Source organism: Aestuariivirga litoralis, assembly GCF_003234965.1.
GTDB classification, from domain to species: Bacteria; Pseudomonadota; Alphaproteobacteria; order Rhizobiales; family Aestuariivirgaceae; genus Aestuariivirga; species Aestuariivirga litoralis.
Genome location: NZ_QKVK01000006.1, coordinates 205,152 through 230,019 on the forward strand (window position 1 = coordinate 205,152; position 24,868 = coordinate 230,019).

29 protein-coding genes and 2 tRNA genes are annotated in these 24,868 nt (G+C 65.3%); 14 read left to right on the forward strand and 17 right to left on the reverse strand.

What is annotated here, in order from left to right; translation table 11 throughout:
* Positions 1–47: 47 nt before the first annotated feature.
* The 3 genes from DK847_RS14145 to DK847_RS14155 form a co-directional block, all read right to left on the reverse strand.
* A tRNA-Glu gene (locus tag DK847_RS14145) sits at positions 48–122 on the reverse strand.
* A gap of 52 nt (positions 123–174) precedes the next feature.
* Positions 175–1,971 carry a single-stranded-DNA-specific exonuclease RecJ gene (gene recJ / locus DK847_RS14150; protein ID WP_342634758.1) on the reverse strand — a complete coding sequence of 599 codons (1,797 nt, stop codon included), beginning with the start codon at positions 1,969–1,971 and terminating at the stop codon, positions 175–177.
* Positions 1,968–3,272 carry a homoserine dehydrogenase gene (locus tag DK847_RS14155; RefSeq protein WP_111199162.1) on the reverse strand — a complete coding sequence of 435 codons (1,305 nt, stop codon included), beginning with the start codon at positions 3,270–3,272 and terminating at the stop codon, positions 1,968–1,970. Before DK847_RS14155 ends, recJ begins: the two co-directional genes overlap by 4 nt.
* Before the next feature lie 255 nt (positions 3,273–3,527).
* Between DK847_RS14155 and DK847_RS14160 the strand changes: the two genes are divergently transcribed.
* The 4 genes from DK847_RS14160 (at position 3,528) to DK847_RS14180 (ending at position 8,522) form a co-directional block, all read left to right on the forward strand.
* Complete coding sequence (locus DK847_RS14160; protein ID WP_111199163.1) at positions 3,528–5,375, forward strand: PHA/PHB synthase family protein; 1,848 nt, start codon at positions 3,528–3,530, stop codon at positions 5,373–5,375.
* Between the two features lie 54 nt (positions 5,376–5,429).
* The gene (locus DK847_RS14165) at positions 5,430–6,020 is read left to right on the forward strand and encodes a c-type cytochrome (RefSeq protein WP_111199164.1); all 591 of its coding nucleotides are present in this window, start codon (positions 5,430–5,432) and stop codon (positions 6,018–6,020) included.
* A gap of 12 nt (positions 6,021–6,032) precedes the next feature.
* On the forward strand, positions 6,033–6,971 hold the full coding sequence (locus tag DK847_RS20655) for a hypothetical protein (protein ID WP_161957286.1): 939 nt from the start codon (positions 6,033–6,035) through the stop codon (positions 6,969–6,971).
* Positions 6,972–7,061: 90 nt separating this feature from the next.
* On the forward strand, positions 7,062–8,522 hold the full coding sequence (locus DK847_RS14180) for a class I adenylate-forming enzyme family protein (RefSeq protein ID WP_111199166.1): 1,461 nt from the start codon (positions 7,062–7,064) through the stop codon (positions 8,520–8,522).
* Here the strand turns inward: DK847_RS14180 and DK847_RS14185 are convergent.
* Together DK847_RS14185 and DK847_RS14190 are read right to left on the reverse strand one after the other, a co-directional pair.
* The gene (locus tag DK847_RS14185; protein ID WP_111199167.1) at positions 8,519–8,827 is read right to left on the reverse strand and encodes a hypothetical protein; all 309 of its coding nucleotides are present in this window, start codon (positions 8,825–8,827) and stop codon (positions 8,519–8,521) included. The two genes, DK847_RS14180 and DK847_RS14185, sit on opposite strands and share 4 nt — an antisense overlap.
* 28 nt (positions 8,828–8,855) lie before the next feature.
* Complete coding sequence (locus DK847_RS14190; RefSeq protein ID WP_111199168.1) at positions 8,856–9,446, reverse strand: hypothetical protein; 591 nt, start codon at positions 9,444–9,446, stop codon at positions 8,856–8,858.
* A gap of 312 nt (positions 9,447–9,758) precedes the next feature.
* Here DK847_RS14190 and DK847_RS14195 point away from each other — a divergent pair, with 312 nt between their 5' ends.
* On the forward strand, positions 9,759–10,082 hold the full coding sequence (locus DK847_RS14195; RefSeq protein ID WP_111199169.1) for a MarR family winged helix-turn-helix transcriptional regulator: 324 nt from the start codon (positions 9,759–9,761) through the stop codon (positions 10,080–10,082).
* A 139-nt stretch (positions 10,083–10,221) separates the two neighbouring features.
* Here DK847_RS14195 and rpsI read toward each other — a convergent pair whose 3' ends face one another.
* Positions 10,222–10,719, reverse strand: a complete 498-nt coding sequence (gene rpsI / locus DK847_RS14200; RefSeq protein WP_111199170.1) for a 30S ribosomal protein S9 — start codon at positions 10,717–10,719, stop codon at positions 10,222–10,224.
* Between the two features lies 1 nt (position 10,720).
* Positions 10,721–11,185, reverse strand: a complete 465-nt coding sequence (gene rplM / locus DK847_RS14205) for a 50S ribosomal protein L13 (protein WP_111199171.1) — start codon at positions 11,183–11,185, stop codon at positions 10,721–10,723.
* 237 nt (positions 11,186–11,422) lie between these two features.
* Here rplM and DK847_RS20795 point away from each other — a divergent pair, with 237 nt between their 5' ends.
* The 7 genes from DK847_RS20795 (at position 11,423) to DK847_RS14240 (ending at position 17,443) form a co-directional block, all read left to right on the forward strand.
* Positions 11,423–12,244, forward strand: a complete 822-nt coding sequence (locus tag DK847_RS20795) for a hypothetical protein (protein ID WP_193548200.1) — start codon at positions 11,423–11,425, stop codon at positions 12,242–12,244.
* On the forward strand, positions 12,241–13,035 hold the full coding sequence (locus DK847_RS14215) for an enoyl-CoA hydratase (RefSeq protein WP_111199172.1): 795 nt from the start codon (positions 12,241–12,243) through the stop codon (positions 13,033–13,035). Before DK847_RS20795 ends, DK847_RS14215 begins: the two co-directional genes overlap by 4 nt.
* The gene (locus DK847_RS14220; protein WP_111199173.1) at positions 13,032–13,460 is read left to right on the forward strand and encodes a VOC family protein; all 429 of its coding nucleotides are present in this window, start codon (positions 13,032–13,034) and stop codon (positions 13,458–13,460) included. The genes DK847_RS14215 and DK847_RS14220 overlap by 4 nt, the downstream gene beginning before the upstream one ends.
* Positions 13,457–13,993: a CoA-binding protein gene (locus DK847_RS14225; protein ID WP_111199174.1), complete on the forward strand. Its 537-nt coding sequence runs from the start codon at positions 13,457–13,459 to the stop codon at positions 13,991–13,993. Before DK847_RS14220 ends, DK847_RS14225 begins: the two co-directional genes overlap by 4 nt.
* A gap of 90 nt (positions 13,994–14,083) precedes the next feature.
* Positions 14,084–14,647: a cytochrome b gene (locus DK847_RS14230; protein ID WP_111199175.1), complete on the forward strand. Its 564-nt coding sequence runs from the start codon at positions 14,084–14,086 to the stop codon at positions 14,645–14,647.
* A gap of 272 nt (positions 14,648–14,919) precedes the next feature.
* On the forward strand, positions 14,920–16,197 hold the full coding sequence (locus tag DK847_RS14235) for an O-acetylhomoserine aminocarboxypropyltransferase (RefSeq protein WP_111199176.1): 1,278 nt from the start codon (positions 14,920–14,922) through the stop codon (positions 16,195–16,197).
* Positions 16,198–16,411: 214 nt separating this feature from the next.
* On the forward strand, positions 16,412–17,443 hold the full coding sequence (locus DK847_RS14240; RefSeq protein ID WP_161957287.1) for an extensin-like domain-containing protein: 1,032 nt from the start codon (positions 16,412–16,414) through the stop codon (positions 17,441–17,443).
* A 46-nt stretch (positions 17,444–17,489) separates the two neighbouring features.
* Here the strand turns inward: DK847_RS14240 and DK847_RS14245 are convergent, their stop codons facing one another.
* Complete coding sequence (locus DK847_RS14245; RefSeq protein WP_111199178.1) at positions 17,490–18,536, reverse strand: COX15/CtaA family protein; 1,047 nt, start codon at positions 18,534–18,536, stop codon at positions 17,490–17,492.
* Positions 18,537–18,635: 99 nt separating this feature from the next.
* Here DK847_RS14245 and DK847_RS14250 point away from each other — a divergent pair, with 99 nt between their 5' ends.
* Positions 18,636–18,845, forward strand: coding sequence for a DUF2842 domain-containing protein (locus DK847_RS14250; protein ID WP_161957288.1), 210 nt, complete (start codon positions 18,636–18,638; stop codon positions 18,843–18,845).
* Here DK847_RS14250 and DK847_RS14255 read toward each other — a convergent pair.
* Both DK847_RS14255 and DK847_RS14260 read right to left on the reverse strand, forming a co-directional pair.
* Complete coding sequence (locus DK847_RS14255; RefSeq protein WP_245414621.1) at positions 18,842–19,228, reverse strand: response regulator; 387 nt, start codon at positions 19,226–19,228, stop codon at positions 18,842–18,844. The two genes, DK847_RS14250 and DK847_RS14255, sit on opposite strands and share 4 nt — an antisense overlap.
* Before the next feature lie 266 nt (positions 19,229–19,494).
* Complete coding sequence (locus tag DK847_RS14260) at positions 19,495–19,842, reverse strand: hypothetical protein (protein WP_146256138.1); 348 nt, start codon at positions 19,840–19,842, stop codon at positions 19,495–19,497.
* Between the two features lie 388 nt (positions 19,843–20,230).
* On the opposite strand from DK847_RS14260, the gene DK847_RS14265 reads away from it, so the two are divergent.
* Entirely contained in the window at positions 20,231–20,419 is a 189-nt protein-coding gene (locus DK847_RS14265) for a hypothetical protein (RefSeq protein ID WP_111199182.1), read from the forward strand.
* 56 nt (positions 20,420–20,475) lie between these two features.
* Here the strand turns inward: DK847_RS14265 and DK847_RS14270 are convergent.
* The 7 genes from DK847_RS14270 to DK847_RS14300 all read right to left on the reverse strand — a co-directional run bounded on the left by DK847_RS14270 (position 20,476) and on the right by DK847_RS14300 (position 24,731).
* Positions 20,476–20,552 (reverse strand) — tRNA-Pro (locus tag DK847_RS14270).
* Positions 20,553–20,606: 54 nt separating this feature from the next.
* Positions 20,607–21,137: a MerR family transcriptional regulator gene (locus tag DK847_RS14275; RefSeq protein WP_193548201.1), complete on the reverse strand. Its 531-nt coding sequence runs from the start codon at positions 21,135–21,137 to the stop codon at positions 20,607–20,609.
* A 38-nt stretch (positions 21,138–21,175) separates the two neighbouring features.
* Entirely contained in the window at positions 21,176–21,490 is a 315-nt protein-coding gene (locus DK847_RS14280; RefSeq protein ID WP_111199183.1) for an integration host factor subunit alpha, read from the reverse strand.
* A gap of 93 nt (positions 21,491–21,583) precedes the next feature.
* Positions 21,584–22,555: a beta-ketoacyl-ACP synthase III gene (locus tag DK847_RS14285; protein ID WP_204508344.1), complete on the reverse strand. Its 972-nt coding sequence runs from the start codon at positions 22,553–22,555 to the stop codon at positions 21,584–21,586.
* Between the two features lie 17 nt (positions 22,556–22,572).
* Positions 22,573–23,619, reverse strand: coding sequence for a phosphate acyltransferase PlsX (plsX, locus tag DK847_RS14290; protein WP_280956408.1), 1,047 nt, complete (start codon positions 23,617–23,619; stop codon positions 22,573–22,575).
* Positions 23,620–23,763: 144 nt separating this feature from the next.
* A complete protein-coding gene (locus DK847_RS14295; protein ID WP_111199185.1) occupies positions 23,764–24,279 on the reverse strand; it encodes a YceD family protein in 516 nt (171 codons plus the stop codon).
* A complete protein-coding gene (locus DK847_RS14300; RefSeq protein ID WP_245414622.1) occupies positions 24,276–24,731 on the reverse strand; it encodes a ubiquinol-cytochrome C chaperone family protein in 456 nt (151 codons plus the stop codon). Before DK847_RS14300 ends, DK847_RS14295 begins: the two co-directional genes overlap by 4 nt.
* Positions 24,732–24,868 lie beyond the last annotated feature (137 nt).

Genomic DNA, 24,868 nt, shown 5'->3' on the forward strand with positions numbered 1-24,868 from the left:
TCGGAATTTACGAGTTTTCACAATAGGTTGGAGAATGCTCCCGGAAGTGGCGCGCCCTACGGGAGTCGAACCCGTCTTTACAACGTGAAAGGCTGTCGTCCTAACCGATAGACGAAGGGCGCCCTCTCTTGCGAGTGGCCGCTCTATAAGGGGGAACGGCTGGCTTGGCAAGCCTCACGAAACGCGGGCCGCATCCTCGATGTGGAGGCAGGGGACGCGGGCGCCGGACCAGTCGTCGATCGTCAGCCGGCCTGCCACGTGGAGCGGTAACTGCTTCTCGCTCAACAGCAATTCGCCGAGCTCCGTGCCCATGGCGCGGAACGCCACGGCCTTCAGCCGCTTGCCGTCTGAGGAGGCCAGCGTGCAGCGGATATGGTCGCCCCCGGCCCGGTCGGCGTAGAGCACCCGGTGCGCCGGGAAGGCGAAAACCGGCGAGGGATGGGCGGTGCCATAGGGGCCTGCCTGTTCGAGCAGTTCGATCAGTTCCAGCGTGGCCGCCCCCGCCGTCAGTGCGGCATCGATGGCCAGCGCCCGGTCCTGGGCGGCCGCCACCTGGGGCCCCAGCCGCTCCTCGAGGAAGCCGCGCAGGTCGCCGAGCCGCGCCGCCTCGAGCGTGAGGCCTGCCGCCATGGCATGGCCACCGCCCTTGACGATGAGCCCCGATTCGAAGGCCTCGCGCACCGCGGAGCCGATGTCGACCCCCGGCACCGAGCGCCCGGAGCCGGAGGCGAGCTTGCCGTCCCGGTCCTCCGCCAGCACGAAACTCGGCAGGCTGAAGCGTTCCTTGAGCCGCGCCGCCGCAAGCCCGACGACGCCCGGGTGCCAGCCCCGGCCGGAGACGACCAGCACGCTGCCGCGCCGCTCCCTGCCCAGCATGTTGTCGGCCTGGACCATGGCCTGGTCGACGACGGCGAGTTCGATCTCCTGGCGTTCGCGGTTCAGCCGCTCGAGCTCCTGCGCGATCTGCGCGGCCTCGCCCTTGTCCTGCGTGGTGAGCAAGGTCAGTGCCATTCCGGCATTGCCGATGCGGCCGGCAGCATTGATGCGCGGGCCCAGCAGGTAGCCAAGCGCGTAGGTATCGGGCCTGCGCTTCAGCCGCGCCACGTCGGCCAGGCAGGCGATCCCGAGGTTCTCGCGCCGTGCCATGATCTTGAGGCCTTGCGTGACATAGGCGCGGTTGAGGCCCTTCAACGGTACGACGTCGCAGACGGTGGCGAGGCTCACGAGTTCCAGCCAGCGCAGCATGTTGGGCTCGGGGCGCGCCTCGCCATACCAGCCCTTCAGCCGCAGCAGCTTGTTGACGGTGGCGATGAAGATCATCGTGACGCCTGCCGCGCAGAGATAGCCAAGGCCGGAGGTATCGTCCTGGCGGTTTGGGTTGATCACGGCATAGGCCTCCGGCAGCACCTCGCCCGCCTGGTGATGGTCGACGATGATCGTCGTCATCCCCAGTTCCGCCGCGCGCAGCAGCGGATCATGCGCCATCACCCCGCAGTCGAGCGTGACCAGCACCTGGGCTCCTTGTGCCTTCAGGCTCTCGACGGCCTTGAGGCTGGGGCCATAACCCTCGGTGAGGCGATCCGGAATATGCACGGAACAGGACGAGCCCACCGCCCTCAGGAACAGCACGAGCATCGCGGCGGAGGACACGCCGTCGACATCGTAATCCGCGATGACGCCGATCTTCTCACCCGTCGTGATCGCCTCTGCCAGCCGCGCGGCACCCTTCTCCATGTCGCGCAGCGCCGAGGGCTGCGGCATCAGGGTGCGGATCGTCGGGTTGAGGAAGGCCTCCGCCTCGTCGATGCCGACGCCGCGCGCGGCCAGCACGCGGCCGATGATCTCGGGGAGTTCATGGCGCTGCGAGATCGCTTCGGCGATGCGCTGGTCGTCGAGCCGCGCCTTCCAGCGCCGGGCCGACGCGGAGCGCTCGACGTTGAGGAAGGGACGCGATGTCGCGTCGGCGATCAAAGCCTCTCGATCCGGATCATGCGCGGGTGGCCCGCAACGTGGCCGTCCTTCTCGATGCGCTCGAGTGCCGCGCGCATGGCGCTTTCGACCGTGTCATGGGTGATGAGGATGAAGGGCGCCGTGGCGCGCGCCTCGTCCTTCTCCAGCTTGCCGCGCTGGAAGATCGACTCGATCGAGATCTTCTCCTCGGCCAGGATCTTGGCGACGGCGGCGACGGCGCCCGGCTTGTCCTGCAGGGTGAGCGCCACGTAGAAGCCGCCCTCGTGGGCCTTCTGCGGCGCGGCCTTGTAGGGGCGGAGTTCCTTCGCCGGAATGCCGAAGGCCGGGCGGAAATTGCCGCGCGCGATGTCGACGATGTCGGAGAGCACGGCAGACGCCGTGGGGTGCGCACCCGCGCCACGGCCTTCCAGCATCAGGTCGCCCACGAAATCGCCCTTCACCACGACGGCGTTGAACACGCCGTCGGTGTCGGCCGCGGGCGAACCCTTGGGGATCAGCGTCGGGTGCACGCGCTGCTCGATCCCCTGTTCGGAGGCCACGGCGACGCCGAGCAGCTTGATCTTGTAGCCCATCTCGCCCGCCTGGCGGATGTCGTCGAGCGTGATCTGCTCGATGCCTTCGATGTCGATGGCCTTGAGGTTCACTTGCACCCCGAAGGCCAGCGAGGTGAGCACGGCGAGCTTGTGCGCCGTGTCGAAGCCGCCGACGTCGAAGGTCGGGTCGGCCTCGGCATAGCCCAGCTGCTGGGCCTCCTTCAGCACGTCGGCGAAGCTGCGGCCCTCGTTCGCCATCTTGGTGAGGATGTAGTTGCAGGTGCCGTTCATGATGCCGAAGAGCTTGCCCACGCGGTTGCCGGCGAGCCCCTCGCGGATCGTCTTGATGATCGGAATGCCGCCCGCCACCGAGGCCTCGAAGTTGAGGGCCACGCCCTTCTCCTCCGCCAGCCGCGCCAGCGCCGAGCCGTGGTGCGCAAGAAGCGCCTTGTTGGCGGTGATCACGTGCTTGCCGGCCTTCAGCGCGGTCTCGACCGCCGCCTTGGCCGGGTCGCCCTCGCCGCCCATCAGCTCGATGAAGACGTCGACAGCGGGGTCCGCCGCCAGCTTCACCGGGTCGTCATGCCAGGCGAGCTTCGACAGGTCGTGCCCGCGGTCCTTGCCCTTGCTCCGGGCAGAGACGGCAACCACCTCGACCGGCCGCCCGGCCCGCGCCGCCACTAGGCCCTCGTGCCGCGCCAGGATGTCCAGCACCCCGCCACCAACAGTCCCCAGCCCCGCAATGCCCAGCCGCAACGCCTGTGTCATGATACCCAATCCAACCGGTGAATCTCGCTCAACTGGCGCGTCTTATGGCGGGAGACGGGCGGGATGGCAAGGAACGGGGCAGCGCGATCTTTCCAGCCAACCATTGCCTTCCAGGGGCCGTCACTCCTGTGCAAGCAGGGGCCCGGCTTCCTCCGGGGTGACGCGGAGAGGGGAGTGGCCCCCTCCTCATTACCAATTTGCCTTTTGGTCCAAGCCCTTTACACTTCCGCCATATTCGCCCTCCATGAGCAGGCCATGACGGACAAGACGCCGCAACCAAAGCCCGAGAAGCCGCAGGCCCCCGCCGCGCAGCCGGCCGCCCAGTACCAGCTGGCGGACCCGGTGCAATTTGCCAACAACATGGCACGAGTCTTCGAGCAGGCGGCCGGCATCGCGCGGCTGGTGGCGGAGCGCCCCAACCCGGTGCTGACCGAGGCCGAGACGCAACTCACCCCGATGGAGCAGGTGTCCAAGACGCTGGGCGCCATCACCCAGTCCTACATGAACGACCCGCAGAAGCTGATGGATGCCCAGATGCAGCTGTGGAACTCCTACACCCAGCTCTGGCAGAACGCCTGGGCCAAGGCGCTGGGCCAGCAGACGACGCCGGTCGCCGAGCCCGCCCGCAACGACAAGCGCTTCAAGGACAAGGACTGGCAGGAAAACACCGTCTTCGACTTCCTGAAGCAGTTCTACCTGATCTCCGCCAACTGGGCGCAGGACATGGTGCAGAATGCCGAGGGTGTGGACGACCACACCCGCCGCAAGGCCCGGTTCTATGTCGAGCAGATCGCCAACGCCGTCTCGCCGTCCAATTTCGGCTTCACCAACCCCGAAGTGCTGCGCACCACGCTGGCCACCAACGGCGCCAACCTCATCGAGGGCCTGAAGCACCTACAGGAAGACATGCAGACGCCCGACGGGCGGCTGCGCATCAAGCAGACCGACATGTCGGCCTTCGAGATCGGCCGCAACATCGCCACCACGCCGGGCAAGGTCGTCTTCCGCAACGAGACCTTCGAGCTCATCCAGTATTCGCCCACGCAGGGGGAAACCTACGAATACCCGCTGGTGATCTTCCCGCCGTGGATCAACAAGTTCTATATCCTCGACCTCAACGCCAAGAAGTCCTTCGTCAAGTGGGCCGTGGACCAGGGCCTCACCGTGTTCATCGTGTCGTGGGTCAATGCCGACGAGAAGCAGGCGCGCAAAAGCTTTTCCGACTACATGCGCGAGGGCTTCCTCGAGGCGGTGCAGGCCGCGCTTGATGCCACGGGTGCGCCGAAGTGCAACGTGATCGGCTATTGCATCGGCGGCACGCTCACCGCGGCATCCCTCGGCTGGATGGCGGCGCAGAACGATACGAGAGTCAATGCCGCAACCTTCTTCACCACCCAGGTCGATTTCGAGAAGGCGGGCGATCTCCTCGTCTATGTCGACGAGGAACAGGTGAAGTGGATCGAGGACCGCATGAAGGACAAGGGCTATCTGCCCGGCACCCGAATGGCGGACGCCTTCAACTTGCTGCGTTCGAATGACCTGATCTGGTCCTATGTCGTCAACAACTACATGCTGGGCAAGGACCCGATGCCCTTCGACCTTCTCTACTGGAATGCGGATTCCACCCGCATGCCGGCGGGCGTGCATTCCTTCTACCTGCGTGAATGCTACATGGCCAACAAGCTGAGCCAGGGCAAGATGGTGCTCGACAACGTGCGCATCGACCTCAAGAAGGTGAAGATCCCGGTCTACAATCTCGCAGCGCGCGAGGATCATATCGCGCCGCTCGCCTCGGTGTTCCGCCTCGGGCGCTATTTTGGCGGGCAGACCAAGCTCGTCGTCTCGGGCTCGGGTCACATTGCCGGAGTGGTCAACCCGCCGGAGGCCAACAAGTACCAGTACTGGACCAACGACAAGGGTGCGCCGAGCATCGAGGAATGGCTCAAGGGTGCCACCGAGCACGCGGGCTCCTGGTGGCCGGACTGGGCCCAGTGGATGGCCGACAAGTCAGGCCCCAAGGTGAAGGCGCCGGTGCCGGGCTCCGGCAGGCTGAAGGTCATCGAGGATGCGCCGGGCTCCTATGTCCGCGCCCGGGCGGAGTGACGGCTTGACCGCGCCGCGGCCCCGGCTCAGGAGAGGCTGAGACAAGGACTGCCCATGCGAATCGCCCTGCCCCTCCTGGCGCTCGTCGCCCTCACATTTCCAGCCCTTGCGGCGGATGACGCCAAGGTGATTGCCGAGGGAAAGCGCCTCTCCGAGATCAACTGCACGCGCTGCCACAACATCGAGGCCAGCGGCGAAAGCCCGCTGACCGACAGTCCGCCCTTCCGCGAGATCGCGCGCAACTATGACCGCGAAGAGCTGGTCGACGGCTTCATGGACGGGCTTGCCGTGCGCCATCCGCTGATGCCCGACTGGGAGGTGACGCAGCCACAGGCAGAGGCGCTGGCCGCCTTCGTGATGAGCCTCGGCACCGGTGAGAAGGCCGATGAAAGCCAGGCCGCCCGCGGCTTCGACCTGCTGCGGTCGAACTGTGCGCGCTGCCACGCCATCGACGCCGAAAGCACCTCGCCAAATGCGAAGGCCCCGCCCTTCCGCGAGGTGGTGAAGAGGATCGATCCCGATGCGCTGCAGGAGGCGCTCGCCGAAGGCATCGTCACCGGCCACAACGACATGCCGGAATTCGAGTTCGAACCCGATGACGTGACCGCCATCATCGCCTATCTCGACACGCTCAAGTCAGACTGAACGGACACCTCCATGAAGCATGCTGCAGTGCCGGCGGCCCTCGCCCTGCTGGCCGCCCTCCTGTCCTCCACCGCCGGTGCCGCGCCGGGCGAACCCGCCTTCATCTACCAGCCGCCCTTCATCGCCAACCCGCCTTTCGTCACCGAGACGCCGGCCCAGCTGAACCAGGCCATCGCCGGCATCGTCGACTTTCCCAAGGTGCTGGACCCCCGCATCTGGACGGCCGATTATCACATGCGCCCCGAAATCTCCTCGCGCGTCATGGCCATCGTCAACCGCCAGTTCAACGACCTGAAGCTGCGCAACACGGCAATCGCCATCGATGACATCGAACTCTTCGGCTCCAACGCCTCCTACGAGTATGACGAGAAGGCCGATCTCGGCATCCACGTCTTCCTCAACACGGCGTCGAACCCCGCCGTCTATCCGGGCGACGTGATCGACCTCGAGCATTTCATGCGCGTGCTGAACGACGTGATCGAGCTGGACCAGAAAGGCGAAGTGACGTTCTACGGCATTCCGCTGGAGGTGGTGTTCCACGCCGTGCGGCCCGAGGGCTACCGCGATTCCGACGGCATTCCGCAATATTCGGTGTGGTCGTCGGATGCCTCGCGCACCGGGCGCTGGATCAACCCGCAGACGCCGCCGCCGGTGCCGCCGAAGGATGCCTTCGACACCAAGGTGATCGCCGCCAAGGCGGCAGACTTCATCGACCAGTACAACAGCCTCGCTGCCAATTATTTCGAGGACAAGACCGCCTTCGACTGCAGCCGCTTCGATGCCTTCAAGAAAGACCTCAAGGCCTATCGCAGCGCGGGGATCGAGGCCGATGGCCAGCGCTCCAACGGCAACCTCACCTATCGCCTGCTGCGCCGCCTCAGCATCAACGTGCCGGACACCACGGCCGACCTCGAACAGGAATGCCTCAACATCCGGGATTCGCTGTTCTGAGCGCGTCTTCTTGCCTCAAATGGCAACCAAAGGATTGCTTTCACCACCAATCTGCAGCTAATTTGCCCGCTTTGCGGAGAGTGCAGGCCAATGCTGGTGCGCAAATTGGAAAGTTGGGCGCGGCAACAACCACACGCGCTCGCCGCCGCCCAGGATGACACGCACCTTACCTACTCCCAGTTCGTTGCCCTGATTGCGGGATTCCAGGCGTCGCTGCCGGAGGAAGCAAGGTCCGGCGCATCCACGGCCGTCATCCTCACCCGCGACCTGCTGGACGGCTGGACCATGTCCCTCGCCGTGCGGTCGCTCGGCTGGGACGCGGTGGTGGTGCAGAACCCCGAATTGCTTCCAGCGCTCGAGCTCACGAATGTCGGAATTGTGCTGGTCGAAGCGGCGCTGCACGGCACGGTGATGAAGGCGGGCCGCCGTATCACCGGCACGGCCAAGGTGCTTGCAATGCCCAGCCGGGCGGCACACCTCGGCGAGACGTCGTCACCCCGCATGTCTGCCGCCTTCGGGTCACAGATCCTCTACACCACGGGCACCACGGGTCGTCACAAGAAGGTCCTGATGCCGGGCGAGCAGGAAGACCGGCGCAATGCGGCGCGGGCGCTGAGCTTCGGCGTCACACAGGGCACGGTCGCCCTCACCAATCTTCCGCCCTATTGCGGCGCGGGGTTCAAGACGCCCTCATCGGTTTGGCATGCCGGTGGCGCGGTGGTGTTTGACGATGGCCTGGATCTTCAGCGAAATCTCGAACTGCATGGTGTCAACTGCGTGCTTGCAGGTCCCCAGCAGCTCCGCAGCCTGGTTGCCGCAAGGCCGCTGCCCGATTCGCTTCGCCACAGTTTTGAAATCGTATTCACGTCGGGGCCCCTCCCGCTTGACCTGGCATCCCGGGCGGCCGACCTCCTGTCGCGCAGAATCCGCGTCTATTACGGTGCAACCGAGATCATCTGCCAGCCTCTCGGAGCCTGGTTTGCCTCCGTCGACGACCTCATCTGGCTGCAACCCGAAACCGGGCGGAACATCGTCGTCCTCCGCGAGGGGGGCGAAGCGTGCAGAGACGGTGAAGAAGGAACGCTTGCCATCGGCTTGCAGGATATCGACGCGCAAGGCTATCTCGACGACCTGCAGGCAACGTCGCGGTTTTTCCGCGATGGCTACTTCGTTCCCGGTGACCGCGCGATGCGGCGGGCCGATGGGCGCATCCGCATTCTTGGGCGTGAATCGGACGTCATCAACCTGCGCGGCCAGAAACTCTCGGTCCTGCCCATCGAGCAGGCGCTTCAGGCGTATCTCGCGGCGGAGGAAGTATGCATCTTCGCCGAGATGAACGAGCGAGGCGAGGAAGAGGTGCTGGTGGCCGTGCGCATCGCGCGGAACATCAGGGCGGAGGAGATGCGCGAGATGACCGCGCGCTTCCTGCCCTTTGACCTCGTCAGGTTTGCGCGGCTCAGCCATTTCCCGAAGTCGGAAGGCGCATTCGGCAAGACCCTCAGGTCCGAACTGCGCAGGCTCCTCATCGCGGCCCGGCCCGGCCCGGGCTAGTCGTCGTCCGGCCGGAGCTGTGCGCTGCCGCCTGCCCGCCAGCGTTCCAGCCGGTCATTGCCCGAGCCCCGCCCGCCGAAATCGTCACGCAGCAGCACGGCGGCCAGCACCGTGACCTGCGCAAAGGAGATGCCGAAGGAAAAGCCGAAGACGAAGACCCACAGCAGCGGGCTCTCGGCCCGGCCGAGCAGGCTCCTCACCCCGCCGAGATCGGCATAGAGCAGAAGCCCGACGAACAGCCAGCCCGCCGCCATGCCGATGACCGACCACTTGAGCAGGAAGCGGATCAGCGGCGGCATGTTCATCGGGCACACTCCTTCCGGACCGGCCCGTTCACTCGCAGGCGCGGCTCACCAGGGGCATGATATAGTGGGCCCCCAGCAGAACCGCCAGCAAGCCGGTGATGTCACCCGTCATGTAGGCGGCGAGGATGGCCATGACGCTGCCGGCGCCGAGATCCGGTTCGAGCAGCGAGGTGAGCAGAAAGGCATTGGCCGCCGAGGCGAGGATGCCGGCCAGCATCAGCGTGTGGAAGGGCGGCGGCTCATCCGTCACCCGGAGGTAGAAGGCGTTGATGCGCAGGACGAAAAGCCCCTCGAACACCGCCCAGGTCACGGTTCCGGCGATCAGCGATGCCAGCAGCAGCGTCACCGGGTCGTGGATGCCCCATAGCAGGTAGTTGCCGGCCAGTTCGCCGAGGACCAGGCCCGGCACCGCCTTGCCGCCCACCAGCGCGGTGGCCAGAACCCGGATGCCGTGCGGCAGGAACAGCAGGCTGGCGAATCGTGTGATCTCGGGCAGCAGACCTTCCTGCAAGGGCGTGATGACGGCCCAGACCAACCCGTAGGCGAGGAAATAGAGGCAGGCCAGCGCCGCCGTGGTGAGCACGACATCGCGCACCTGCCAAGCTGCGGGAAGCTTCAAGATGGGTCCTGTTCACGTCTCAAAACTTTACCTTTGTGGCGGCTCCAAAGCCCTCGATCAAGGTAAATTGTCGTTACGTAACAATGTTCTACCTTCAGATGTACAACTCTCCCGGCAGCCCGCCGGAGATGTGGCACGAAATGAGAAGCAAGCGCTGCCCGACTATGGTAAAGTTTCGAATCTGAATTCTGCCACATGCGTGGTCTAGGTAGATCCACGCTGGCCGTAATGAGGGGGTACAGTTAATCCTTTTCATGACAGAGACGTATCGGAACTGAGACACGTGACACGAAGCGACAAGAGTAAAGATCCATGAAATACACGAGACTTCGACAGGCGATCGCCGAAGCCGAGAGGAAGCATGGGCTTCATGAACTCGACCACGTGATGCGCGAGTTGCTGCATGACATCGCCCAGGCCTGCATGAACAACGAGCGGCTGCGGGTGACGCATCTGGCCAAGGAATCGACCCATGGCACCTTTCCCACCCTCAACGCCCGGCTGAAGAAGCTGGTCGAGGGCGGCTGGATCGAGCGCAAGGATGACGAGCAGGACAAGCGCTCGGTGATCCTCGAGGTGACGCCGAAGACGATCGATGCCTTCACCATGATCTCCACCGCACTCGAGACGCAGTAAGGCCCGGTCCATCCCTTCACAGGGCGCTGCAACCACACGGTTGCGGCGCCCTTTTTCGTGGGCCCGAACAAGGCGACAAAAGGAAAGGGGCCGCCTTTCGGCAGCCCCTCTGAAAAAGCAGACTTGAATCTGCTGTGGCTTAGCGCTTCGAGAACTGGAAGCTGCGGCGGGCCTTGGGGTGGCCGTACTTCTTGCGCTCGACCATGCGGGGGTCGCGCGTCAGGAAGCCGGCCTTCTTCAGGGCCGAGCGCAGTTCGGGCTCGAAATAGGTGAGCGCACGGGCAAGCCCGTGGCGGACGGCACCGGCCTGGCCGGAGAGGCCACCGCCGGACACGGTGCAGTCGATGTCGATCTCGGTGGCGCGGTTGACCGTCACCAGCGGCTGCTGCACCAGCATGCGGAGAACCGAGCGGGCGAAGTAGGTCTCGATCGGCTTGCCGTTGATGGTGATCTTGCCCTTGCCGCGCTTGACCCACACGCGGGACGTGGCGTCCTTGCGGCGGCCGGTCGCATAGGCGCGGCCCTGGGCGTCGAGCTTGGGCTTGACGGGAGCTGCGGCAGCAGCCGAAGCGCTGCCGGTGGCAGAGGCCACGCCCATGGCCTGGCCGAGATCTGCGAGGGATTTGCGTTCAGCCATTTCAGCCTCTCACCGCATTCTTGGGGTTCATGGACTTGATGTCGAGCTTCTTGGGGTTCTGCGCATCATGCGGGTGCGTTGCGCCACCATAGATCTTGAGGTGCGTCATCTGCTGGCGCTTGAGCGGGCCGCCGGGAAGCATGCGCTTCACCGCGAGCTCGAGCACGCGCTCGGGGAACTTGCCCTCGAGGATCTTGCCGGCATTGCGCTCCTTGATGCCACCCGGGAAGCCGGTGTGGTGGAAGTAGCTCTTCTGCTCTTTCTTCTTGCCGGTGAAGTGGATCTTCTCGGCATTGATGACGACGACATGGTCGCCGCAATCCATGTGGGGCGTGAAGGTCGCCTTGTGCTTGCCGCGCAGGCGGTTCGCAATGATGGCGGCCACGCGGCCGACGACGAGGCCTTCCGCGTCAATCAGCACCCAGTCCTTCACGATGTCCTTGGCTTTCGCCGAATAGGTTGTCATCCGCTTGTCTCTGGTGTTACGGGGTCAAAGATAAGGGGTGCGAAAACGAATGGCCCGCGCACCCCGCTCAATGCCGGGCTGAATACGTGGCGCACCTGGCCCTGTCAAGAAAAACCCCGGCAAACGCGGCATAAAAGTGTTGTGGTATTATATTACCTCAAAGCCGCATCCCGCCCCGAAATCGCCCTTCCCCCGCCACAGGCCATGGCCTAGAGTCCGGCCAGCAGGGAAGCACAGATGACAGCTCGCATTTTCGTTTCAGTTTTCGCCATGGCCTGTTTCGCGGCGCCGGTCGCCATGGCCGCCACCGGCCCGGATCTGCCGTTGCGTCTCGCGCAGGCGGCCACACCGCTGCCGATTCCGGCGGACCCCTCCACCCAGGGCAGCACCACGGCACCCGCCACCCCGCCAGCGGCGGCCACACCCCCGGCAACGACTCCCCCGGCAGCAACCGCTCCCGCGGCCACGACCCCACCGGCCACCACGCCACCGGCCGCCACCCCGCCTGCCACCAGCGAGCCCCCCGCCGCCACCCCCGACCAGGCGGCGCCGGACGACGGCGAGGCACCGGATGCCGGTGACACGCCGGGTGACGACCTGAGCCTCGGCGAGATCCCCACCATCGAGACCATGGAGCTGACCCCGGAAATCGCCCGCCGCGCGCTGGACAGCTACATCACGGCCAAGGAAAAATACGCCGACACCGACCTCGACCAGTATGAGAACCTGCAGGACTTCGTCGACCAGACGGAGGACGGCAAGAAGTTCGAGGCGGACATCAAGGCCGCGGGCTTCGCCAATGTCAGCGACTGGAACCTGGCGGTCACCACGCTCGGCCTCACCTATGGCACCGTCACCGACGACACCACGGCCGAACTCCAGCAGCAGATCAAGGAAGTCGAGGACGATACCGAACTCGCCCAGGACATGAAGGACAAGATGATCAAGGCGCTGAAGGCGCTGATCCCGTCCGAGAACAACAAGAAGGTCATCGACGACATGGTGGCCGACCCTGTCTACGGCCCCAAGCTCAAGCAGCTCGACATCGAGGAAGAATGAGCAGCCTGCTGCGTTCCGCCCTGGCGGGCGGCGTGCTGCGCCTGACGCTTGCCGACGCCGCGACCCGCAACAGCCTGTCCGAGGCGATGATGGGTGCGCTGCGCGCCGCACTCGCTGAGGCGGCCGGCGACAGGTCCGTCCGCGTGATCGTCCTGGCAGCGGAAGGACCGGCCTTTTCCTCCGGCCACAATCTCAAGGAAATCACCGCGCACCGCGCCGACCCCGACAAGGGTGCCGCCTATTTTGCCACGCTGTTCGACTCCTGCGCGGCACTGATGCTGGGCATCGTCAACCACCCGAAGCCGGTCATCGCCGAAGTCGCCGGCCTTGCCAGTGCGGCGGGCTGCCAGCTCGTCGCCAGTTGCGACCTTGCCATTGCGGCGGAGGGTGCCCGCTTCTGCACGCCGGGCGTCAATATCGGGCTGTTCTGCTCGACGCCCATGGTGGCGCTGTCGCGCAACGTCGCCTCCAAGCATGCGATGGAAATGCTGCTGACCGGCGACGTCTACGGCGCCGAGGATGCGCAGCGCTTCGGCCTCGTCAACCGTGTGGTGCCCGCCGCTGATCTCACCGCCACGGTGAATGAGCTGGCCGCCAAGATTGCCTCGAAATCCATGGTCACCCTGCGCACCGGCAAGCAGGCTTTCTACCGCCAGCGCGACCTGCCGCTGGCTGAGGCCTATGCCTATACGGCGCGCGTGATGACGGAAAATCTTCTCATGCGTGATGCGGAGGAAGGAATCGCCGCCTTCATCGGCAAGCGTGACCCGCAGTGGAGCGACGAGCCGTGACGCCGCGCATCAACCTCGTCACGCTGGGGGTGGCAGACGTGGCCGCGGCCCGCGCCTTCTACCAGCGCCTCGGTCTCACCGCGTCCTCCGCCGGCAATGACCACGTGGCCTTCTTCGATGCCAATGGCATCGTGCTCGGTGTCTACGGCCATGATGCGCTGGCGCAGGATGCCAATGTCGCATCTCAGCCGCCGCCCGTCTTCAGGGGCGTCAGCCTGGCCTGGAATGCCGCGGACGAGGCGGAGGTCTATGCCATCATCGCCCATGCGGTGGCCTGCGGCGCAAGCCTCGTCAAGGCGCCGCACAAGGTGTTCTGGGGCGGCTATTCCGGCTATTTCGCCGACCCGGACGGGCACCTGTGGGAGGTGGCCTTCAATCCCTTTTTCCCGCTCAGCGCCCAAGGCCGCATCGAGCTGCCATCATGAACCACGACAGCTATTCGCCCGACTACATCCGCGACATCCTGCAATCGGTGAAGACCATCGCCCTAGTGGGCGCCTCCGCCAACGAGGTCCGCCCGTCCTACTTCGTCATGAAATATCTGCTCGACAAGGGTTATGAGGTGATCCCGGTCAACCCCGGCCTCGCCGGTCAGCAGATCCTGGGGCAGACCGTCTACGCATCGCTCAGGGACATTCCGAAGCCCGTGGACATGGTCGACGTGTTCCGCAATTCGGAGGCCGCCGGCCCCATCACCGACGAGGCGCTGGCGCTCGAACCGAAGCCTGCCGCCATTTGGATGCAGCTCTCGGTGCGCAACGACGAGGCCGCGGCGCGGGCCGAGGCGCAGGGCGTCAAGGTCGTCATGAACCGCTGCCCCAAGATGGAATATGGCAAGCTCTCGGGCGAATGGCTCTGGGTGGGCGGCAATTCCGGCATCATCTCGTCGAAAAAGCAGGCCATGCACGAGAGCGGCAGGATGCAGAGCCTCGGCCTCGGCCCCCGGAAAGGCTACTGACCCTCCGGAAGTGCTATTGATCTTTGTCAAGTTCCAGTCATACAGCCGGGCCTAGACTCAATCGATAGCAACTCAGACTGGAGCTTCCCAATGGGCCTCGTCCCCAAGACGCGATATGACGGCGTCGCCATGCTCATCCACTGGATCACGGCGGTGCTGATGATCTACATGGTCTTCTTCGGCGAGGACCTGATGAAGGAGGGCGAGGCGATCTCCAAGCTCCCCGATCCGACGGGCGCCACCTTCCAGCCCTCGATCCACGTGTCGATCGGCACCGCCATCCTGCTGCTCACCCTGCTGCGCATCGTCTGGCGCCTCACCCACACGGCCCCGCCCTACCCCGCCACGATGAAGCGCTACGAGGTCATCGGCTCGAAGTCGCTGCATGGCCTGTTCTACATCCTGTTGATCTTCATCCCGCTCACCGGCTGGATCACCTTCGGCAACTTCTCGAAGTACCATGAGATCATGCAGCAGGTTCAGCTGTTCGGCCTGTTCACCATGCCGCAGCCGCCCTTCATCGCCAATTACAAGGAACTGCACGATCTCGGCTCCAACGCCGCCATGCTGCTCATCGGCCTCCACGTGCTGGCCGCCCTGAAGCACCAGTTCATCGACAAGGACGGCATCTTCGGCCGCATGCTGCCGTGGTAACTGCCACACCCCTTGTCCGATAGCCAACATCGCCGGGCGTGACCCGTCGATCCTTCTTGACACCAGCCAAAGGGTGCCCGGGACGAGCCCGGGCATGATGAATGGGGGGTGGTGTCGCCGGGTTCACGCGCAAGGTAATGCTCATCATCGCCGGGCTTGACCCGGCGATGCTCCTGGTGGCCACCGCGGGCCTGATCAAAATCCCTCAATTGTCCTCCGCCACGTCCCGCGATAGTCTCCCGCCCCAACGACAAAACGGGAGACGAAGACAAATGGCTGAGAGAACACCGGGTTTCGACACGCTGGCACTGCATGCCGGCCAGGCGCCAGACCCCGCAACGGGCGCGCGCATCACGCCGATCTACCAGACCACGGCCTACGTCTTCAACGACGTGCAGCACGCCTCCGACCTCTTCGCGCTCAGGGCCTTCGGCAACATCTACACCCGCATCATGAACCCGACGCAGGGTGCGCTCGAAGGCAAGGTGACGGCACTCGAAGGCGGCACGGCCTCGCTCGCCGTGGCCTCGGGCCATGCGGCCCAGCTCCTCGCCTTCCACACCATCATGCAGCCGGGTGACGAGTTCGTCGCGGCACGCCAGCTCTATGGCGGCTCGATCAACCAGTTCAGCCACTCGTTCAAGTCCTTCGGCTGGCACGTGGTGTGGGCCGATGGCGATGATCTCTCCTCCTTCGAGAAGGCGATCTCGCCCAAGACCAAGGCGATCTTCATCGAATCGCTCGCCAACCCCGGCGGCCGCGTGATGGACATCGCAGGTGTCGCAAAGATCGCGCAGAAGGCGGGGATCCCGCTCATCGTCGACAACACCATGGCAACACCTTACCTGTGCCGCCCCATCGAGCATGGCGCCAACATCGTGCTCCACTCGCTCACCAAGTTCATGGGCGGGCACGGCAACTCGATGGGCGGCGTCCTCGTCGACGGCGGCAATTTCGACTGGTCGAAGTCTGGCCGCTATCCGCTGCTGTCGGAGCCCAACGGTTCCTATCACGGCCTCAAGCTGCACGAGACCTTCGGCAACATCGCCTTCGCCATCGCCGCGCGCGTGCTGGGCCTGCGCGATCTCGGTCCCTCGATTGCGCCGCTCAACGCCTTCCTCATCCTCACCGGCATGGAAACGCTGGGCCTGCGCATGCAGCGCCACTGCGACAATGCGCTGAAGGTGGCCGAGTGGCTGTCGAAGCACCCCAATGTCTCGTGGGTGAACTATGCCGGGCTTCCTGGCGACAAGTACCACGCGCTGCAGAAGAAATACTGCCCGCGCGGTGCCGGTGCCGTGTTCACCTTCGGCCTCAAGGGCGGCTATGACGCGGGCGTGCGCGCCGTCTCCTCCGTCAAGATGCTGTCGCACCTTGCCAACATCGGCGACACGCGCTCGCTCATCATCCACCCGGCCTCGACCACGCACAGCCAGCTCAACGCCGACCAGCTCAAGCTCGCCGGCGCCAGCCCCGACGTGGTGCGCCTGTCGATCGGGCTGGAGGATGTGGAAGACATCATCGCCGATCTCGATCAGGCGATCTCGTAAGACCGCCGCACCTTCACATCCTTTACACTCACCTCGCCCGGGCTCGACCCGGGCGTCCTTTTCCTTGCCGCCTGCAAAGGGCTGCGCGGATCAAGTCCGCCCAAGGCGAAGGACCTGCGAACTCCCCAACAAAACACTCCGCCCATGGAACAACCCCGCACCTGCGGGGCTTTACGGCAGGATGAATGCCTCGCCCGGAAGCACCCGCCGCCCGTTGCAAGTTCTGTTCCCGGCCCTGCTTGGCCCCGCCCTCCTGCTGCAGGTGGCAGCGGCGGGCGAGGCAGGCGCTGCAAGCGGCCTCACCATCCTGAAGCGCGATCTCTGTCACTCCTTCAAGATCGAGTGCCGCAGGCAGCCCCCGGCGCGGCCGGCAAAGCGCCCGGCCCCCAAGCCGAAGCCCGCAGCGAAGGCCGCGAAGCCGCAGCCCCAGGCGCAGGTTCCGGCTCCAGCCGTTCCAATCCCACGACAGAAGCCCGCACACGTCCCAAAGGCTGAGCCGGCGGCAGAGGTGCCCGTCGCATCGTCCGAAGCCCCGCCGGATTTCGCCAGCCCTGCCCCGCCCATCCCGCGCGCAAGGCCGTCGCCCCTCACCGGCCCGGCCCCCGAGACCCCCGCGCAGACCACGGAGACAGAGACGCCCCCTGCCGGCACAGCCAGCATCCCGCCGCAGACAGCGACCGTGTCCGGCCCCTCGACCTGCGCGCAAGGCCTGCGCGCCGCCAGGGTGCGCTTCGAGGTGCTGCCTTCAACCTTCGGCGCGGCAGGTTGCCCGCTGGCCGATCCGGTTCGCCTGCAGGCCGTGGAGACGCCTTCGGGCACCGTGAGCTTCCCCGAAGGCCCGGTCTTCAGCTGCCGCTTCGCACAGACCTTCGCACGCTGGGTGTCCGACACCGGGGCCGCCGTGGTGCTGGCCCAGACCGGCAAGCAGCTGGAGAGGATGGCCACGGGCCCCGGTTATCAATGCCGCCGCCGCAACGGCGATTCCTCCGGCAAGATGAGCGAGCACGCGGCGGGGGATGCCGTGGACATCACGTCCATGACCCTTGCGGGCGGCACGACCATCCGCATGGCGGACGCCATCAACCCCGCATCCCCCTCCTATCCCGTGCTGCGGGCGCTCCGCACCACTGCCTGCGGCTATTTCACCACGGTGCTCGGTCCTGGCGCCAACGAAGCCCACAGGGAACACTATCACTTCGACCTCGGCCGGCATGGCAAGTCCGCCAACTACCGGATCTGCGAGTGAGGTCTTTTTATTCCTCTCGCCTTCGGGGAGAGAGGACCGATCTGCGCTAGGCTTTCACGTGGCGCAGCACGGCCATGCGCTGGCCTTTCAGCTCGCGATGCAGGTTCCAGATCGCGGCGGCGAACACGATGAGGGCCCCGCCCTGGTGCGCCAGGCCCAGCCACAGCGGCACGGCCCAGAGCAGCGTCCATATTCCCAGCGCCACCTGCCCCAGCACGGCCACCAGCAGCATCTGGCTCGCCCTGCTCCGCACCACCCAGGCCTGCGCCGCAACGAGGAGGAAGATCACATAGGCGAGGTTGCGATGGTTGAACTGCACGGTCAGCGCATTCTCGAACATGTTGCGCCACCAGGGCTCGCCCACGAACAGGCCCTTGGGGATCACGGCGCCGTCGATCAGCGGCCAGGTGTTGTAGCCGAAGCCCGCGTCGAGGCCCGCGACGAAGCCCCCCGCCGCGATCTGCAGCAGCACGAGGGCGGCGATCAGCAGGGCCAGCCATTGCTGTCCCGTTTCTGGCACATGCCGCTTCAGGCCCAGCCCGAAGGCCACCCACAGGATGGCGCCGTAGATGAAGGTGGCGAGCGAGAGATGGGCCGCCAGCCGGTACTGGCTCACATCCACCCGGTCGACGAGGCCCGAGGCCACCATGTACCAGCCGAGCGCGCCCTGCAGCCCCCCGAGCACGAACAGGATGCCGCAGCGGATGGCGGTGGAGCGGCTGAGAGCCCCCGTCACCGCGAAATAGGCAAAGGGCAGGAAGAAGGCGAGCCCGATCACCCGTCCGAGGAAGCGGTGCGACCACTCCCACCAGTAGATGAACTCGAACTCCGAAAGCGACATCCCCTTGTTGACGAGGTGGTACTCCGGGATCTGCTGGTATTTCTGGAAGGCTTCCAGCCACTGCGCCTCGGTCATCGGCGGAATGGCGCCCAGCAGCGGCTTCCATTCGGTGATGGAAAGCCCGCTGTCGGTGAGCCGCGTGGCGCCGCCCACGATCACCATGCAAAAGATGAGCGCCGCCATGCCGAGGAGCCAGGCCCGCACATAGGGCAGCGCCGAGCTTTGCCGGAAGTTCAGGGTTTCAGCTGTCATGAGAGCGCATTACGGCGGAGCCGCCCGCCGGTTCAAGTGATGAAGCGCCGCAGTGGCAGGACCTTGCGCCGCGCCCCCGCTGCCCCTATCAGCGGGCCCATGAACATCCGCCGCCGCAAGGCCATCGGCACCGCCGCCACCGTGGTTTTCCTCATCGTCTATGCGCTGGTCATGATGGCGGTGGGCGGCATGCTGGTGGTTGGCCGCGGCCCGCTGTTCGAGCTGCCTTTCTACGCCCTCGCCGGGGCCGGCTGGCTTCCGGCGGTCATGGGCCTGATCCGCTGGATGTCGAAGCCCGACACGCCCTAGGCCAGCATTTCGCCCAGCACCGCCACGCAGCGCTCGGAGGCCACGGGCTTGCCGAGGTTCTCCACCCCGTCGAATTCCAGTTCGCCGCTGCGCAGGTGGTTGTAGGCGGTGGCGAGCACGAAGGGCACCTCCAGCTCGCGCAGGCGCCGGGCCACCGGCGTCACCAGCTCGCCCCTCAGGTTGAGGTCGAGAATCGCGGCATCCGGCACCTCGCCCTCGATCAGCCGCAGGGCGCGGCTCACCGAGGAGGCCGGCCCCAGGACGCGCATCCCGGCATGGGTGAGCGTCTGCTCGATGTCCCAGGCGATCATCATCTCGTCCTCGACGAGCAGCACGCTGCGCCCCATCAGGTGACTGGGCGGTTTCAAGATCAGTGTCGGCACGTTCCCTCCGCGTAGCCCCGGGCGGGGTGTCGCACCAGAAAGTGTCGAGGATGAGGAACAGCCCACCCGCCACCGGATTTTTCCTTCCACGACGGCTCTGGAGAGGACGGACCTGATGAAACATCTGCGTATTCATGAACGACGGCGGCGGCATGCAATGCGCGCCGGATGATCGCGTCTGCAGCGACGATGGGGCACCCGCCGCTACCGCCGCGACAGCCAGCCGATGGACGGCCTGGCGCAGTAACAGAATCGCGGCGCCGGCCTTACTTGAGGGCCGGCGTCTCGTCCTCCAGCGGCAGGGCGCCGTCATTGTCGTTTTCCGCAAAGGCTTCGACCGGATCGGTTTTCGGCCATTCGAACCGCAGCCCGGCGATGTTGACGCCGTGGCGCCCGCGGTCCTTGACATCAACCACATTGACCAGCCGCCGTGCCCCGTCGCGGTCGAGGCGTACCGCGATCTCACCCTCGACGCCGATGTCGCGCAGCGCATCGATGAAGCCAAGGGAGGCCCGGAGAAGCCCGATCAGGCGGGGGTCCAGTTCGCCGGCCATGTCAAATCCTTCCGTTGCCGTGTTCAGAAAGAATTTACCGTCACCCACCACTGAAAACATCCTGAAACTTCCTTCTGAAGTCGTTTACACATCCGTATGGTAAGGATAAGTCCTTAATCCGAAATGGTTTTCTGAAACGCTTCTCGGTAAAGACTTTCTTGCCGCAAATCCGAAAATCCTGTGACGGGCGTTACGGGCCTGCACAGAAATCGATGTTACAAACCTTTTCATGCGCAGACCTGACCACATGCCCCATGCCGCCGCCGGCCACGCACTCATCGCGGCCGCCCTCGGCCTGTCGCTTCTGGTGATGGCCGTCCTGCTGATGGCGGGATACTGAAAACCCGCGCCTCCGTCTTTGACCGCCCTGCCCGCCTCCTGTAAGCTGGCCATAGTCTATCCCGTTCTGTCGTCTTGGCTCTGTCCGGCACACGCAAGGGAGACGCACATGTTCTTTGAAATCATTGTCGTGCTTGTCCTGCTGGCCTTCGCCGGCTGGTGGCTGCATCAGCGGCGCAAGGCCGCCACGCCGCCGGCTGCGGGCGCAGATGAGGAGCCAGGCCGCCATGACCACGCGCAAGCCTATGAGCGCGCCAAGGCAGAGGCCGAGCTGCAACGCTGGAGCGGGCCTCAGTAACCGCGGCCAGCCAATAAAAAAAGGACCGGGCATTTCTGCCAAGTCCTTGTTTTAAATGGTCGGAGCGATTGGATTCGAACCAACGACCCCTATCCCCCCAGAATAGTGCGCTACCGGGCTGCGCTACGCTCCGACACGGCGCCGCTGTAGCATTGTTCAGCGCCCAGCGAAAGCCCTATTCGACGTCTCAACGGCCTTGGGAAGGATCGAGAATCCGCCGCGCGTCGCCGAGGTCGCGCAGCGCGGCCCGCAGCATGTCGGCATGGTTCTCCGAAAGCCGGTTCACCACCACGCGCACCTCGCCCAGCGGCAGCAGGGGCTGTGCCGGGGCCTCTGCCGCTGGTGCTGCCTCGCCCTTGGCGCCTTTCACGCGCGGGGCGGGCTTGGACATGCCGGGGGGCGGCGCCGAGGCCATTTCGCCCTCGCGCTTCCTCGGTTCGATCTCGCCGCGGCCGACGCCTGCCACATAGGAGGCGCCATCCTCCTTCAGGATCTTCTGCACCCCGCGGATGGTATAGCCCTCGCGGTAGAGAAGGCTGCGGATACCCTTGAGGAGTTCCACGTCGGCAGGCCGGTAATAGCGCCGGCCGCCCGCCCGTTTCATTGGCTTTATCTGCGAGAACCGGGTTTCCCAGAAGCGCAGCACATGCTGCGGAACATCCAGTTCCTCAGCCGCCTCGCTGATGGTGCGGAAGGCGTCGGGAGATTTTTCCACCATGCGGCATCCCTCCTTAGGATGCGGCGTGCCGCGAAAGCCTATTCTTCCTCGGAGCCGCCTTCGAGGCCATTGATGACGTTCTTCATCACCTGGCTGGGACGGAACACAAGCACGCGGCGGGGGGTGATGGGCACTTCCTCGCCGGTCTTCGGGTTGCGGCCGACGCGGCCGTTCTTCGAGCGCACCATGAAGGTGCCGAAGGACGACAGCTTCACCGTTTCGCCATGGACCAGATGCTCCGACATCATGTCGAGCATGCTCTTCACCAGATCTGCCGACTCGCTGCGCGACAGGCCGATCTGACGGTGGACAGCTTCACTGAGATCGGCGCGGGTGAGAGTCTTGCCAGCCATTCTGAACCCCCTGCAAGGATTCAGAAACTACGGTGCGGCCCGCCGCCGGTCAACAGGAATTATCGGGTAACTCAAGGGGTTACAGCGGAAGCTTCAGTAGCGTGCCAGAACCGCGCCCCAGGTGAAGCCGCCGCCCATGGCCTCGAACAGCACAAGCTCGCCCTTCCTGATGCGCCCGTCCTTCACCGCAACGTCGAAGGCCAGCGGAATGGAGGCAGCGGATGTGTTGCCATGGCGGTCGAGCGTGATCACGATCCGGTCTTCGCGGATGCCCAGCTTCTTCGCCGTGCCCTCGAGGATGCGGCGGTTGGCCTGGTGCGGCACGAACCAGTCAACCTCGGCGGGCGCCACATGGGCAAGCTTCATCGCCTCGTCCATGACGGTGGCGATGTTGGTGACCGCGTGCTTGAACACCTCGCGCCCCTCCATGCGGAGGTGGCCCACGGTCTTGGTCGTGGACGGCCCGCCATCGACATAGAGCTTGTCGCTGTGCCGCCCGTCGGAGCGGATGCGGGTGACGAGGATGCCCGGGCTTTCCGGCACATCCGGATGCTGTTCCGCCTTCAGAACCACCGCACCCGCGCCATCGCCGAACAGCACGCAGGTGCCGCGGTCTGTCCAGTCGAGGATGCGCGAGAAGGTTTCGGAGCCGATGACGAGGGCGCATTTCGCCTGCCCGGCTTTCAGCATCGCGTCAGCCACGCTCAGCGCATAGACGAAGCCGGAGCATACCGCCTGCACGTCGAAGGCAGCGCCCTGGGTGATGCCGAGATCATATTGAACCAGCGTTGCGGTGGCCGGGAACGTGTTGTCCGGCGTGGCGGTGGCGAGGATGATGAGATCGACCTCTTCCGCCGCGATGCCGGCATGCTCCAGCGCACGCTTGGCGGCGAGCGTTCCCAGCGTGCGCGTCGTCTCGCCCTCGCCGGCGATGTAGCGGGATTTGATTCCTGTGCGCTCGACGATCCATTCATCGCTGGTGTCGACGATCTTGCTCAGGTCGGCGTTGGTCATCACGCGCTGCGGAAGCGCTGATCCGCATCCGGCGATGACGGACCTGGTCACGGTCTTCGTCTGGTCGTTCATAGGCTGGCTTCCGCTGGGGCTTCAGGCTGTTTCAGCAGCCCCGTCATCAGTTCAACGTCGGTCTTGATCTTGTTCACGAGATCGTTGCGCACGATCTCCAGCGTCACGTCGATGGCCGTGGCGAAGCCCAGCGCATCGGTGCCGCCGTGGCTCTTCACGACGACGCCATTGAGCCCCAGGAACACGCCGCCATTGTGCTTGCGGGGGTCCATCCTGTCCTTCAGCGCGCGGAAGGCGCCCTGCGCCAGGAAGGCGCCGATCTTCGACATCAGCGTGCGCTGCAGGCAGAGGCGCAGATAGGTGGAAAGCTGCTTCGCCGTGCCCTCCGCCGCCTTCAGGGCAATGTTGCCGGTGAAGCCCTCGGTGACCACCACGTCCACCGTGCCCTTGCCGATGTCGTCACCCTCGACGAAGCCCATGTATTCGATGGGAAGCTTGGAATCGCGCAGGATGCGGCCCGCCTCCTTCACCTGCTCCTGGCCCTTGATCTCCTCCACCCCGACATTCAGCAGGCCGACGGTGGGCTTCTCGAGGCCCAGCAGGCAGCGGGCCATGGCCTCGCCCATCACTGCGAATTCGACGAGTTGGCTCGCGTCCGCACCGATGGTGGCGCCCACGTCGAGCACCACGCTCTCGCTGCGCATGGTCGGCCACATGGCGGCGATGGCGGGGCGGGAAATGCCGGGAAGCGTCTTCAGCACGAAGCGCGCCATGGCCATCAGCGCGCCGGTGTTTCCGGCGGAGACTGCGGCATCCGCCTGCCCTGTCCGCACCGCATCGATGGCCAGCCACATGCTGCTCTTGCCGCGGCCCTGGCGCAGCGCCTGGCTGGGCTTGGCATCCATGGTCACGAATACGTCGGTATGGATGATTTCGGCCCGCTGCTTCAGCCTGGGGTAGCGTTCCACCAGCGGCGCCACCCGGCTGCGGTCACCCACCAGCAGGAAGCGCAGCTCCGGGTGGCGCTCGGCGCAGAGCGCCGCCCCGGGAATCACCACCTCGGGACCGGTATCGCCACCCATCGCATCCAGCGCGATGGTCAAATGTTTCTTCGTCGTCAAAGCCTTGCCGATACTCGCCCCAGGTCCACCGCAGCGCAGGCTGGAACCTGCCGCGGCTGATTCAAGGCTTAGGAGATTGGCTGGTGAAAGTCATTCCAAAAACGGCAGCCGAACCTTCCGCAAACGTCAACCGCCCTTCTTCTCGGCGAGCACGGCGAAGGGCGAAGGCGCCTTGTCGGCAGGGCCATCATCCTCCACGTGTCCGGGAAAGGCCTCACCGGGCTGGCGCGGATAGGGGTCCAGGTCCAGCGCCAGGGTCTCGGCCACCACCTCGCCAAGGTCGATCCAGCCATTGTCGATGGGGTCGGCGTCGTCCTCCTGCTCATTGTCCACCACCGCGCCATGCGGCAGGAAATAGCGCGCGAGCGGCACCGAGATGGTCTCCCGGAACGCCTCGAGGCTGATGACCGACACCTGCTCCAGGTCTGCGGTAATGTGGCCCTCGAGCTTCATGCCGCCGCCGCGCCAGGGGGTGGCGCGGATCTCCGCCGACAGCGCATGAAGGGTGGGAATCCTGAACCGGCGGGCCAGCGCCTTCAACTCCTCCGGATCGGCCGAGAGCTTTTCGGTGGAGCCGAGCTTGGGAACCCGGTCTACCTGCAAGGGGCGGGAAAACTCGACGTTCGGCGTGCGGTTCTTCATGGCTTGGGTTCCTTGAAAACGGGCTGCCCCCCGGCAATGGCGCCGGCATCCTGCGCGGCAAGGTGGCGGCGTTGGTCCCTCATATGGGCGGCAAGCGGCAGGATGCCAGCCGCCGCAGGATCATCCGGGAAGACATTGCGGGCAAGCGCCGCGGCGAGCGCCCCCGTCTCGCCCGCCAGTGCGGCGTCATAGGCGGCAACGCGGCCGTAGAAGACCTCCGCCATCTTGCGCACCTTCTTGCCGACGGAGATGTCGCCCACCCCCAGTTCGCGCAGCGAGCGGTCCATGTCGCTGAAGAATTCGTCCACCAGGCGCTGGCGGAAATCGGCCTCCACCCCCTTCAGCCGGTCAAGCACCAGGAAGGTGTGCAGCGCAATCATGTCGAAACGCCCGTCCAGCGTGTCCGGCACGCCCCACTGCGCGTAGAAGGCCGGGTGCCGCGCGGCAGCCACAATTGCCTCGTAACAGCGGCGTTCGGCAGGTGGGGCTCGGTTGAAAAGTCGTTTCAGGATCATGTCTTTGGGGCTAACGGAAGATATGGTTCACGAGTTTCTTATACGATTCCGCCGGTCAGGGGATTAGGATCAAG

Bases quoted from the DNA above. Each gene is read 5' to 3' on its own strand.
- DK847_RS14245 (WP_111199178.1), bottom strand. From the start codon at position 18,536: ATGACAGCTGAAACCCTGAACTTCCGGCAAAGCTCGGCGCTGCCCTAT.
- DK847_RS20795 (WP_193548200.1), top strand. From the start codon at position 11,423: ATGACAGCTCGCATTTTCGTTTCAGTTTTCGCCATGGCCTGTTTCGCG.
- DK847_RS14280 (WP_111199183.1), bottom strand. From the start codon at position 21,490: ATGGCTGGCAAGACTCTCACCCGCGCCGATCTCAGTGAAGCTGTCCAC.
- rpsI (WP_111199170.1), bottom strand. From the start codon at position 10,719: ATGGCTGAACGCAAATCCCTCGCAGATCTCGGCCAGGCCATGGGCGTG.
- DK847_RS14235 (WP_111199176.1), top strand. From the start codon at position 14,920: ATGGCTGAGAGAACACCGGGTTTCGACACGCTGGCACTGCATGCCGGC.
- DK847_RS14180 (WP_111199166.1), top strand. From the start codon at position 7,062: ATGCTGGTGCGCAAATTGGAAAGTTGGGCGCGGCAACAACCACACGCG.
- DK847_RS14260 (WP_146256138.1), bottom strand. From the start codon at position 19,842: ATGTTTTCAGTGGTGGGTGACGGTAAATTCTTTCTGAACACGGCAACG.
- DK847_RS14225 (WP_111199174.1), top strand. From the start codon at position 13,457: ATGAACCACGACAGCTATTCGCCCGACTACATCCGCGACATCCTGCAA.
- DK847_RS14295 (WP_111199185.1), bottom strand. From the start codon at position 24,279: ATGAAGAACCGCACGCCGAACGTCGAGTTTTCCCGCCCCTTGCAGGTA.
- DK847_RS14230 (WP_111199175.1), top strand. From the start codon at position 14,084: ATGGGCCTCGTCCCCAAGACGCGATATGACGGCGTCGCCATGCTCATC.
- DK847_RS14195 (WP_111199169.1), top strand. From the start codon at position 9,759: ATGAAATACACGAGACTTCGACAGGCGATCGCCGAAGCCGAGAGGAAG.
- DK847_RS14250 (WP_161957288.1), top strand. From the start codon at position 18,636: ATGAACATCCGCCGCCGCAAGGCCATCGGCACCGCCGCCACCGTGGTT.
- DK847_RS14155 (WP_111199162.1), bottom strand. From the start codon at position 3,272: ATGACACAGGCGTTGCGGCTGGGCATTGCGGGGCTGGGGACTGTTGGT.
- DK847_RS14265 (WP_111199182.1), top strand. From the start codon at position 20,231: ATGTTCTTTGAAATCATTGTCGTGCTTGTCCTGCTGGCCTTCGCCGGC.
- DK847_RS14275 (WP_193548201.1), bottom strand. From the start codon at position 21,137: ATGGTGGAAAAATCTCCCGACGCCTTCCGCACCATCAGCGAGGCGGCT.
- DK847_RS14160 (WP_111199163.1), top strand. From the start codon at position 3,528: ATGACGGACAAGACGCCGCAACCAAAGCCCGAGAAGCCGCAGGCCCCC.
- DK847_RS20655 (WP_161957286.1), top strand. From the start codon at position 6,033: ATGAAGCATGCTGCAGTGCCGGCGGCCCTCGCCCTGCTGGCCGCCCTC.
- rplM (WP_111199171.1), bottom strand. From the start codon at position 11,185: ATGACAACCTATTCGGCGAAAGCCAAGGACATCGTGAAGGACTGGGTG.
- DK847_RS14185 (WP_111199167.1), bottom strand. From the start codon at position 8,827: ATGAACATGCCGCCGCTGATCCGCTTCCTGCTCAAGTGGTCGGTCATC.
- DK847_RS14215 (WP_111199172.1), top strand. From the start codon at position 12,241: ATGAGCAGCCTGCTGCGTTCCGCCCTGGCGGGCGGCGTGCTGCGCCTG.
- DK847_RS14165 (WP_111199164.1), top strand. From the start codon at position 5,430: ATGCGAATCGCCCTGCCCCTCCTGGCGCTCGTCGCCCTCACATTTCCA.